General features: G+C 45.0%; 10 protein-coding genes. 9 read left to right on the top strand and 1 reads right to left on the bottom strand.

Translation table 11 applies throughout. The features are described from left to right. The 9 genes from BC351_RS42960 to BC351_RS21485 all read left to right on the top strand — a co-directional run. Positions 1-250 (top strand): hypothetical protein (locus BC351_RS42960; RefSeq protein WP_208629814.1); only part of this gene is annotated, 250 nt, incomplete at its 5' end. 655 nt (positions 251-905) lie between these two features. After that, a complete protein-coding gene (locus BC351_RS21520; protein WP_079414847.1) occupies positions 906-2,321 on the top strand; it encodes an MDR family MFS transporter in 1,416 nt (471 codons plus the stop codon). A 284-nt stretch (positions 2,322-2,605) separates the two neighbouring features. Further along, entirely contained in the window at positions 2,606-3,385 is a 780-nt protein-coding gene (locus BC351_RS21515; protein ID WP_079414846.1) for a sulfite exporter TauE/SafE family protein, read from the top strand. A 35-nt stretch (positions 3,386-3,420) separates the two neighbouring features. After that, complete coding sequence (locus BC351_RS21510; RefSeq protein ID WP_144028485.1) at positions 3,421-4,563, top strand: MBL fold metallo-hydrolase; 1,143 nt, start codon at positions 3,421-3,423, stop codon at positions 4,561-4,563. 33 nt (positions 4,564-4,596) lie between these two features. Next, entirely contained in the window at positions 4,597-5,169 is a 573-nt protein-coding gene (locus BC351_RS21505; RefSeq protein WP_079414845.1) for a sulfurtransferase TusA family protein, read from the top strand. 27 nt (positions 5,170-5,196) lie between these two features. Further along, complete coding sequence (locus tag BC351_RS21500; RefSeq protein WP_079414843.1) at positions 5,197-5,424, top strand: sulfurtransferase TusA family protein; 228 nt, start codon at positions 5,197-5,199, stop codon at positions 5,422-5,424. A 24-nt stretch (positions 5,425-5,448) separates the two neighbouring features. Then, positions 5,449-5,928, top strand: a complete 480-nt coding sequence (locus BC351_RS21495) for a DsrE/DsrF/DrsH-like family protein (protein ID WP_079414842.1) — start codon at positions 5,449-5,451, stop codon at positions 5,926-5,928. 95 nt (positions 5,929-6,023) lie between these two features. Beyond that, positions 6,024-6,287 (top strand): metal-sensitive transcriptional regulator, encoded by a 264-nt coding sequence (locus BC351_RS21490; protein ID WP_079414840.1) that lies wholly within the window; start codon positions 6,024-6,026, stop codon positions 6,285-6,287. 23 nt (positions 6,288-6,310) lie between these two features. Beyond that, positions 6,311-6,697: a rhodanese-like domain-containing protein gene (locus BC351_RS21485; RefSeq protein ID WP_079414839.1), complete on the top strand. Its 387-nt coding sequence runs from the start codon at positions 6,311-6,313 to the stop codon at positions 6,695-6,697. A 54-nt stretch (positions 6,698-6,751) separates the two neighbouring features. Here the strand turns inward: BC351_RS21485 and BC351_RS21480 are convergent, their stop codons facing one another. Continuing rightward, on the bottom strand, positions 6,752-8,032 hold the full coding sequence (locus tag BC351_RS21480; RefSeq protein ID WP_079414873.1) for an ArsB/NhaD family transporter: 1,281 nt from the start codon (positions 8,030-8,032) through the stop codon (positions 6,752-6,754). Positions 8,033-8,178: the final 146 nt, after the last annotated feature.

Below are 8,178 nucleotides of genomic sequence, written 5' to 3'. Positions count from 1 at the left end.
ACAACTACAACTACAACTACAACTACAACTACAACTACAACTACAACTACAACTACAACTACAACTACAACTACCACAGCAACTGCCTATTCAACTACAACCCCAGCCTGTTGCCAAATTCCACCGGAGTTACTCCAGTGTTATCCAAGTAAAAACTGCAAAAGTGCAGGCTTTTTTGATAAAATCGCTTGAAAAAGGTAAAAACCTGCAATTACGCAGGAATTTATTGAATATTATTCCTAAAACCTGAAAAAGTCCATCAAAAGATGCATATTTGCAGGAATTCAGGTTCTACAGGCAGATTCTGAGCAAAAAAGATGCAGATTTGCAGGAATTTGCTCCTGCAGTTGCTTCGAAGTCACCAAAAGATGAGCAATCGCAGGAATTCAGGTTCTGTAGATTCCGACAAGGTTTCTGCTCCAAGCAGCACTGAAGGACAAGCCTCGGAAAAAGGCTGTGCGTGATGAAAGAAGACCACATGCGAAACGGTCAACTGAGGCCGGGCTACGATGTGCAGAGTGGCACCGATAATCAAATTCAATCTCGGATACAGCGGGCATCAGCGACCTACCGACACGCGCTGTCTCATCACTCATCTAGAAAAGTAAAGTCTGCTCTTTGCCATCGTCCAATATAGCACCTACCACCGCGAGAAAAGTAAGGCATGGCAAAAGGATATTAGTAAAATCGACAACTGGACGTATAACACGGAACAAGACACATGGACATGCGTCGGGGCAAATGCACGAAAGAAAGATCAGTAAAGATAACCCTTAAAGTTAATATTCAGTTTATAAAGTGCAGTTATATTGTATTTGTTAAGACAAATCTTGCCCTACGCGAACAGTGTTCTTTACGTACATAGTTCGTTATGTTATTTTAAAACGAAGAAGGAAGAAAGAGAGATGGTTGATATGACGGCAGAAGCAAAAGGTGTACCACAGGCGTTCTCTTTAAAAGCAATTTTGCCAATCCTTTTGGCGATTGCAACAGGCATGTTTCTCGTTGTTTTGGATGGTACGATTATGAATGTCGCTATTCCTAAGCTGGTGCATCAATTCAATACCGATTTAAAGCATATTCAGTGGGTTATTACAGGATATACACTGGCCTTATCTGCTGTAATTCCACTTGCTGGCTGGTTTTCGGATCGTTTTTCGGCAAAACGAGCGTTTCTATGGAGTATCGTCATGTTTGTAGGCGGCTCGGTCTTATGTTCTTTTGCTCAGACAGCGGATCAATTGATTATTTTTCGGATTATTCAAGGTTTAGGCGGAGGCATGGTTGCGCCAATTGGCATTGCCATGACCTTTCAGCTGGCTCCTCCGGACAAACGCGGCTCTGTGATGGGGATTATGGGTCTTCCCATGCTTCTGGCTCCTATCCTGGGCCCCGTGTTATCGGGGTGGATTATTGAATACGTCAATTGGCAGTGGATATTTCTAATTAATCTTCCGGTTGGTGTGATTGCCTTTTTCCTTAACAAAAAATATCTTCCATCCGCTAGCCCAAGCAAAAAAATGAAGTTGGATATCAAAGGGGCCATACTGGCACCGATTGCTTTCGGCTCGCTAGTATTTGCTGTTCATGAGGGCGGAACGAATGGCTGGTCCAGCTCTTTGACGGTAACTTTTCTTGCCATCGGCGTTGCTGCCTTGTTTGCATTCATTTTGGTCGAACTTGGGCACAAGCAGCCTCTTTTGGAGCTTCGAGCATTCCGCTCAAGGGATTTCACTTTAGGAATTATTTTAGCTTGGGTCAATATGATGGCTCTTTTCGGATCTATTCTACTTTTCCCGCTCTTTTTGCAGCAAGTTAAAGGCTTATCTCCTCTAGATGCCGGCTTGTTGGTCATTCCTCAAGCGATCATGTCATCGATTGGCATTAATGTTGGCGGCAGATTGTTTGATAAATTCGGGATTCGTCCGATTGCCTTCGTCGGGATTATTTCCACAGCATGCTCGCTTTTTGCAATGACTCAAATATCGGTGGATACAAGCACGGCTTTCATTGTAAGTTGTCTGGCCTTCCTTGGATTAGGTCAAGGTCTCACGATGATGCAAATCAACACGCATGTATTGAAATCTGCTCCGAAGGAACTTGTCAGCCGCGTCACGCCAATCACAACGTCGGCTCAACAAATCGTGGTCTCATTTGCAATTACTATCATTACAGCATATTTATCGAGTCAACTGAGCATCCTTCCTCATACCCTAGATGGCATGGCTGATGCATTCAGTAAAACATTTTTTATTCCATTTGGGTTGGCTCTTTTCGGACTGGTGCTTAGCTTCTTTATTCGTAAACCGCAAATTAGGTAGGTTCAATTTAATATTTCACCAAAGCCCGGTAACTAGTCTCAGGGCTTATTTTTATTTGACCTTTGCTAATTTCAGGGGGTTGACTAAAATGAGGATGTCCTTTATATTGTTTTTATACCCATACGGGTATACGTAAATAACAAATGACAATAAGGGGGTATACAAAAAAATGCATTCTTGCTCGATATGATGGGCAAATTTTTTTTGTACATTTATATACCCTAGTGGGTATATAAATATTCGAATTTAATCCTGCTCTATGGATTAGGAAAGGCAGGAGCCGTATGGATTTTACATGGATCATAACTATTTTCGCTATTGGCTTCTTAGGCTCGTTTATTTCAGGAATGGTGGGAATCGGAGGTTCCATTATTAACTATCCTATGCTGTTATTTATACCGACGGCATTGGGTTATACAGCTTTTACGGCACAGGAAGTATCAGCAATTAGTGCGGTGCAGGTGTTTTTTGCAAGCTTAATGGGCATGTTCGTATTTCGAAAAGGCGGACTGCTGAATAGGCCCCTAGTTCTTTATATGGGTGGAACGATGATTGTTGGCAGTTTCTTCGGAAGTTTCGTTGGAAACACGCTGCCTAGCTCGGTTATCAATTTGGTTTATGGCGTTTTGGCGCTGCTCGCTGCGGTCATGATGTTTCTACCCAAGAAAGGGATAGAGGTTCAAGAAGCAACACAAGTGACCTTTCACAAGCCGTTGGCTGTTAGCCTAGCCTTAATCATCGGTATCGTATCTGGCATTATTGGCGCGGCGGGAGCTTTCATTACGGTACCAGTGATGCTGGTTGTTCTTAAAATCCCAACGAGGGTTGCCATCGCGTCCTCCGTGGCCATCACTTTCGTATCTTCGATTGGTTCAACAACGGGGAAGTTAGTGGGCGGGCATATGCTGTTGCTGCCATCTATCGTGCTTGTCATCGCAAGCATAGTGGCTTCACCGCTTGGAGCGATGCTAAGCCAGAAGGTGAACAGCAAGCTTCTTCAATGGATATTGGCGGCGCTAATAACGGCAACTGTCTTTAAAATATGGATTTCGATTCTAGCGTAGAGATAAATAATCTTCAGGTCATGGAGGCAACTACAATGAATGATAAGCAGCTTCAGGGAATGTACGCAGCGGAATTAGCTCGGAAAGTAGGAAGCGATCAACCTGTTTTTATACTCGATGTTCGCAATGAAAGTGATTTTGGAGATTGGAAGATCGAAGGGAAATCGGTCGAGGTTATCAATGTGCCTTATTTTGAACTTCTGGAGGGCGTTGAAGACATTTTGGATAAAATTCCGGATGACCGCGAAGTTGTGGTCGTTTGCGCGAAGGAGGGTTCCTCCCAATTTGTTGCGGAGCAATTGATTCAGAATGGCAAACCAAACATTGCCTATTTAATCGGCGGTATGAAGTCATGGAGTGAGCATCTGGAGCCTGTGAAAATTGGGGATTTGAAGGATGGCGGCGCCATCTATCAATTTGTCCGTTTAGGGAAGGGCTGCTTATCCTATATGGTTATTTCAAATGGAGAAGCTTTGGTTGTTGATGCCGTTCGGATGACGGAGACATTTGAAGATTTTGCTAGAGATCATCAGGCTGTAATCAAACATACCGTTGATACTCACCTGCATGCGGATCATATTTCGGGTGGTCGTTATTTAGCCGACAAAACAGGAGGATCGTATTGGCTCCCGCCAAAAGATGCGACAGATGTTGAATTCCACTATGAGAAGCTGGAAGAAGGCAGTCGACTGATGATTGGGCATACGGAAATCAGCATTCAGCCGGTATATTCGCCAGGCCATACGATTGGCAGCACCTCGTTAATTGTTGATCAGCAATATTTGCTCTCAGGGGATATCTTATTCGTGAAGTCGATTGGCCGTCCCGATTTGGCGGGGCAAGCGGAGGACTGGGTAGATGACCTCAGAGAGACCTTGTATGAGCGGTATAAGCAGCTATCGGACGAATTAATCGTACTTCCTGCCCATTTTGGCAGCATTGCAGAGTTAGGTGCCAGAGGGCAAGTATCTGCTCGTCTGGGAGATTTGTATCACGATAATCCAGGGTTGAACCTGCTTGATGAATCAGAATTCAGACGTACGGTGACGGAGAACCTGCCATCTCAGCCTAATGCTTATCAGCAAATACGGCAAACGAATATGGGGAAAATGAATCCCACGCTGGAAGAGCAGCGCGAAATGGAAATAGGACCGAACCGTTGTGCTGTGCATGAATAAGTTCTACTTAATTACAGAATGGAGGAATAGATCATGACTGCTCTGCACGTTAATCGTTCATTGGCATGTGAAGGACTTGCTTGTCCGCTGCCCGTGGTTCGTACCAAGCAAGCTGTGGAGAATATGAATCCCGGAGAAGTATTAGAAATTCGAGCAACAGATAGAGGCTCAGTGGCTGACTTGCAGGGCTGGGCGAATCGTACGGGTCACCAGTATGTGGGTTTAATAGAGGAGAACGGCGTATATAAGCATTACATTCGCAAGGCTGATGCATCAGGAACAAAAGCGGAACTGACATTTGCAAATAGGACAACGAATGACGAGATTCAAGCTAAATTAGCGAAGGGTGACAAATTGAAGATTCTGGACGTGCGCGAGCCGGCAGAATATGCTTTTGGCCGAATTCCTGGGGCTGTGTCTCTTCCATTTGGCGAGCTTGAAGAGAAGATGACTCAGCTTGACCCAAACCACGAGTATTACGTTGTGTGCCGCACTGGCAGCCGGAGTGATATGGCGTGTCAATTGCTTGCAGAGAAGGGGTTTACGAACCTGACGAATATCACGCCTGGCATGTCAACATGGGCTTATGAGATAGAGAAGGACTAACAAATTCAGGAAACAGGGGGAATTAACATGGTGAATTTGATTGTTGATGCCAAAGGACTTGCTTGTCCATTGCCGATTGTTAAAGCAAAAAAGGGAATTGATTCTTTGGAAGCGGGACAGATCATGGAAGTACTGACGACGGATAAAGGGTCTATGAAGGATTTCCAGGCATGGGTGCATCAAACGAAGCACGAGCTTATTGAAGCTAAAGAGGATCAGGGCGTATTTACTTTTACTGTGAAAAAAAGATCTTGATAGAACGGATAGGAGGAAACCGTAGTGGAAAACAAGGAGAAAACGACCATTGTCCTGTTTAGCGGTGAGCTTGATAAAGCGATTGCCGCATTCATCATTGCCAATGGAGCGGCAGCTTATGATCATGAAGTGACGATCTTCTTTACCTTTTGGGGACTGAATGCCTTGCGCAAGGATCAAAAAATAGCGGTGAACAAAGGTCTATTGGAGAAAATATTCGGCAAAATGATGCCGCGCGGTGCGAATAAGCTGGGCCTTTCCAAAATGAATTTCGGCGGTATGGGCCCGAAGATGATTAAACATGTGATGAAAAAGCATAACGCGCTGTCGCTGCCGCAATTAATCGAATTGGCGCAAGAACAAAATGTGAAATTGGTTGCGTGTACCATGACGATGGATTTGCTGGGTTTACAACAGGAAGAGCTTATGGATGGCATTCATTATGCAGGTGTAGCCGCATATTTAGGCGATGCCGCAGATGCCAAAGTCAATTTATTTATTTAGATTCATGATTCATGCGCGCCCCGTTCATATTGTTTTCATCCGTCACATCGGCAATAATATACCTATATAGGTATTTTAGGAGAGGAAGGCATAGGATGATGATCTACGATGATGATGTGAAAAAGAGGCTAAAGCGTATGGAAGGGCAAATTCGCGGTGTCTTGAAAATGATGGAGGAAGAGCAGAATTGCAAGGATGTTGTCAGCCAAATCTCTGCTGTCCGAAGCGCCGCGGATAAAGCGATCGCCTATATTGTTGCGGTCAATTTGGAGCAATGTATTCTTGAGGAAAAGGAAGCGGGCAGAGATACTGGGAAAATGGTCAAGCAAGCCGTAGAACTGCTAGTCAAAAGCCGCTAAAGAAATAGAAAAGAGGTCGGTTTATGGATTATAAATCCCTTTTTAATATCGTCGCATTTGCTTTCCTGGTATGGTTTATTTATTCGCGATTCGCCCCTGTGAAAGGTCTTAAGCACTTATCCTCAGATCAATTCGAGGAGGAATTGAAGACAAACCGTCAGGCTGTCTTGATTGATGTAAGAGAACCTGGCGAAGTCAAGCAAGGATACATCCCGGGTGCGATCAATATTCCTTTGACTCAAATGAAAAAAAGAGTTGGAGAAATAAAGAGCAAGGAGCATGTATATCTCTACTGCCGAAGCGGGATGAGGAGCAAGCAAGCTGCTAAGATCCTTCGCGGACAGGGATTTAATGAAGTATCTCATTTGCAGGGGGGCATGATGTCCTGGAAAGGGAAGCTGACCCAATAGACCCCAAAAATCATTAGCCCCATGCGGTTAATGATTTTTGGGTTTTGGCTGTCGTTAAATTAAATATCTAACATAAATGTAAATGCTGGCTAACAACACTGAGAGCAGCATGAGTGGAAAGCCGTATTTCATATACGTTACAAATTTAATCGGGTGTCCTGCTTTGCCGGACATGCCAGCTACGATTAAGTTCGCACTCGCTCCGATTAAGGTGCCGTTGCCGCCAAGACAAGCGCCCAGTGCGAGACTCCACCACAACGGTTCGAGGTTGCCAACTCCCATCACTCCCATTTCCTGAATCATAGGAATCATCGTAGCGACAAATGGGATGTTATCCAGGAAGGCAGATGCGATCGCGCTAAGCCATAGAATCAACATGGATGTCGCCAAGGGATCTCCGCCAGTCAGCTCAATGGCTTGCGCAGCGAGCTTGGAGATGATGCCGGTTTCCACCAAACCGGAGACTAAGACGAACAGCCCAACAAAGAAGAAGATAGTCGTCCATTCCACCTTTGTGAAGGCTTCTTCCATGGCATGCTCGCCAGTCAGGAGCAGCAGCAGAAACGCCCCAGCTAGAGCTACGGTCGCGGATTCCAGATGCAGCATTTGGTGGAGAAAGAAACCGACGATCGTAAGCCCTAAGACAGCAAGACTTTTCACCATTAATTTGCGATCTGTGAGAACTTCTTTTTCATTGATTAGCATGATCTTCTGTTTAAGCTCGGGTGTCGTCTGAATTTGTTTGCGAAACAACAGCACGAAGATGGGGATCGTGACAACCATAATGACAGCGACAATGGGAGCAAGATTGTTAATGAAGGCCAGGAAGGTTAACTCCTTGACGGCGCTGCCGATCATGATGTTCGGGGGATCCCCGATTAACGTCGCGGTGCCTCCGATATTAGAGGCAATGATTTGTGTGATCAAAAAGGGGACGGGATTCACACGCAATTGCCGTGTAATGCTGAATGTAACGGGCACCATCAGCAGTACAGTGGTCACGTTATCAAGAAAGGCGGAGCCAATCGCTGTGATCAGCGCGAGAGATACGAGGATGCGGACGGGCTCCCCTTTTGCCTTCTTTGCAGCAATAAGTGCGATATAAGTAAACAAACCGGTTTCGGCTGTGATATTCACGATGATCATCATGCCGATTAAGAGTCCTAACGTGTTGAAATCGATATGATGCAGAGCGGAGTCCTGGTCGACAACACCAAGAACCACCATAAGTACACCACCGATCATAGCCACGATGGTGCGATGAACTTTCTCAGCGATAATCATACCGTACGTAAGAAGAAAGATACCAATTGCCAAAATTGCTTGTTGTTCCATAGGCCCACCTCGATTCACATCATTTATTTGTACTATTCCCCAAAACAGCAAGTTAAACGGCATAAAAAAAGAGCCCAACCAAGGACTCCTTCTGTGAAAAAAGAACAAAAGGAGCCCTTGGTGACAGGCTCCTCCACAAAACATCA

Source organism: Paenibacillus ferrarius (genome assembly GCF_002027705.1).
Taxonomy (GTDB): domain Bacteria; phylum Bacillota; class Bacilli; order Paenibacillales; family NBRC-103111; genus Paenibacillus_E; species Paenibacillus_E ferrarius.
Note: the sequence above shows the minus strand (reverse complement) of the source record. Positions and strands in the feature narration are given on the sequence as shown.